This window comes from Nocardia sp. NPDC058497, from assembly GCF_042720195.1.
Lineage (GTDB): Bacteria > Actinomycetota > Actinomycetes > Mycobacteriales > Mycobacteriaceae > Nocardia.
On the sequence record NZ_JBHXMY010000237.1, the window covers coordinates 1 to 2,977 of the forward strand.

Genomic DNA, 2,977 nt, shown 5'->3' on the forward strand with positions numbered 1-2,977 from the left:
CCTCAGCGTTACCCCGCGCGAGACAGCGCCCCGTTCATATCTCGGGGCAACCCACGCGATATCAACCAGCGGTTTACAAACCCCCACCCCCCGCGGGCCCGGCCCCCCGCGCGGGGCCAGCCACATCAAGGCGATGCTCGCGCTGGCCTACTACATGCGGCTCTACGGTGTGTATCTGCCCGAACTGCATACCATCATGCTCAGCGACGCCCACTCCTACGCTGATCTGGATGCCATCGCGGCGGCATTCCGCAAGAGTATCCGGGACATGAAGCAGCAGAACTTCTTCGCGTACTGACCATGACCGAGACGATGAACGAAGAGCGGCAGAGTCCGCCCGCAGGGGCGGGGCGCAGAGCGCGCCGCGGCCCGGCCGCCGGCTGGGCCCGGCAGGGCGATCGGTTCCGGTGGCCCATCCTGGCGATCTGGGCCGTGCTCGCGGTAGTCGGCGGATTGCAGTACACCGCGCTGGAGAGTCACCTCAGCCTGCCCGACTATTCGATATCGAAGTCGGAATCGGCCGCCACGACACAGGTTCTCGCCGGGCGGTTTCCGCGGATGGGCGCCGAGCAGGTCGCGGTGGTCGTCTCCGCGGCAGACGGGCGTGCGGTGGAATTCTCGGTGCGTCCGATCGTCACCGCGTTGCGTGCTGTCCCCGGCATCGACGACATCATCGATCCGACCACCGCACAGGTCGGCGGGCATCTGGCGACCGCCGACCGGCGCACCGCGATGATCCTGCTCGCGCTGCCTGGTGCGGTGGCCGATCGCGATGCCACCACCGACCGCATCGCCGATACGCTGAGCACTGTGGCGCTGCCGGACGGGGTCACGGTGGACCTGACCGGTGAGACGCCGTTGAACAAGGCGCTGGCCGACGTCGAACGCGAGGATCAGGCCCGCGCCGAGATGATCGGCCTGACCCTGGCATTGCTGCTCCTGGTGTGGGGGTTACGGTCTTTGTCGGCCTCCGTGCTGGCTGTCGGCTCGGCGGTGCTCGGCGTGGCCTTGAGTAGCGCCGTGCTCGGGCTGGTCGCCGAATCGATGAATATGTCTCAGTTCGCGCTGGTCGTCGCGACGATCGTCGGGCTCGGCGTCGGCATCGACTACGCGTTGTTCGTCATCAGCAGATTCGTCGAGGAATACACCGAATTCGATTCCGGTCCCGGCGATCGTGCGGTCACCACCAGCGCGGCGCTGACCCGTGCCCTCCAGACCTCCGGGCACACCGTGATCATCTCCGGCGTGATCGTGATGGTGTCGCTGTGCTCGATCATGATCATCGACGGTCCGGTGTTCCGCGAGATCGCTGTTGCGGCAGGGCTGGTCGTGCTGTGTTCGATGATCGCGGCGGTGACCGCGTTGCCCGCGGCCCTGGCGGTGCTGGCGCCCCGGCTGGTGAAACGGTCGCGCGCGGCGGAGAACAAGGATCCGGCGGCGAGCCGGTGGTACCGCTGGGTCGGCCATGTGCAACGCAGACCGGTTCTCTGGGGCGTACCGGCGCTGCTGGTGCTGATCCTCGCATCGCTGCCGCTGACGGGGATGCGTCTGGGGCTGGACCTGGGCATCTCGACCTTGTCGCACACGCAGGCAGGCCGCGGCTATGCGACGGCGGCCGATGCGTTCGGCGGCTCGGCGGTCGCGCCGATCTCTGTGACCGCGTGCGTGGGAGAGCGCCGCGAGCTGACCGGCGACGACGCCGACCGCGTCGCAGGCTACCTCGGCTCGCTGCGCGGGCACGACGGCGTGCGATCCACGGCTTCGGTATTCGACACCGTGCCCGCGGGATCGGCGCTCGACTTCGAAGCCCTGGTCACGAGCCCGGTCGGTCGCGCCGTCGACGGTTCGCTGATCGACGACACGGCCCACCCACGCTGCCTGTTGGCGATGGTGCAGCCCAAGTACTCGGTCGACGCCCCCGAAACCGGGACGCTGGTACGCGACATGCGCTCTCGGGCAGCGCCGCTGGCGGAGGACGGAATCACGATCGCCGTCGGCGGCATGTCAGCGCAGTATCGGGACCTGGCCGACGAGACGGCTCGGATGTTCCCGCTGGTGGTCATCCTGGTGCTCGTCCTGTCTCTGATCTACCTCGTGATCACCCTGCGGAGCGTATTCATTCCGATCAAGGCGATCGTCCTCAATGCCCTGGCGACCGCTGCCGCGCTCGGCACGACCACCGCGGTATTCCAATACGGCTATGGGGAACGCCTTTTCGACTTCACCAGCGTCGGCAGTATTCAGGCGTTCTTGCCCGTCGCGATGTTCGCTGTGCTGTTCGGGCTGTCGATGGACTATGAGGTTTTCATGGTCCGGCGGATCCGCGAGGAGTACCTGGACTGCGGTGACACGGCCGAAGCCGTGCGGCGCGCGATGGCCAAGGTCGCGCCGCAGATCAGCATCGCCGGCCTGATCATGATCGCGGTATTCGGCTCGCTGGTCGTCGCCGATGTCCTCGAGCTCAAACAGATCGGATTCGGCCTGGCGATCGCGATCGCGATCGACATCTCGCTGATCCGTCTGATCATGGTCCCGGTCTTCATGTCCATGGCCGACCAGCTGAACTGGTGGTTCCCCGGTGGCGGAAGCCTGGTGCCGAAGCCGTCCACAGATTCGCTACCGGGCACGCAGCCGACCGGTAGCGTCGGTGCCGAAGGGAGTCGATGATGCGCGTAATGGTGTTGGGTGGGGCCGGCGAGATCGGCCGCGCCGCCGCGAAAATGATTGCCGCAGCGGATGATATCGATCGGGTGGTGATCGCCGATCTGTCCGTGGACGCCGCCGAACGGGTGGCGGGACTGCTCGGCCCGGTCGCCGAGGCACGACAGATCGACGTCCTCGACCATGCCCGGCTGATCGCCGCGATGCGCGAGTGCGACATCGTGGTCAACACCGTCGGACCGTACTTCCGCTTCGGCCCCGGGATCCTGTCGGGGGGGGGGGCGGGCGCGCGGGCGGCCGCCCGCGGCGGGGGGCA

Annotated in this window: 3 protein-coding genes; all 3 read left to right on the plus strand. The window is 67.6% G+C overall.

The features are described from left to right. Positions 1–298, plus strand: a 298-nt coding sequence (locus tag ACFWPJ_RS17325; protein WP_378852456.1) for a hypothetical protein, incomplete at its 5' end; no start/stop codon positions are given. Between the two features lie 2 nt (positions 299–300). Next, on the plus strand, positions 301–2,667 hold the full coding sequence (locus ACFWPJ_RS17330) for an MMPL family transporter (RefSeq protein WP_378852458.1): 2,367 nt from the start codon (positions 301–303) through the stop codon (positions 2,665–2,667). Next, positions 2,664–2,977: saccharopine dehydrogenase NADP-binding domain-containing protein (locus ACFWPJ_RS17335; RefSeq protein WP_378852460.1), on the plus strand; the 314-nt coding region annotated here is incomplete at its 3' end. The genes ACFWPJ_RS17330 and ACFWPJ_RS17335, both read left to right, overlap by 4 nt.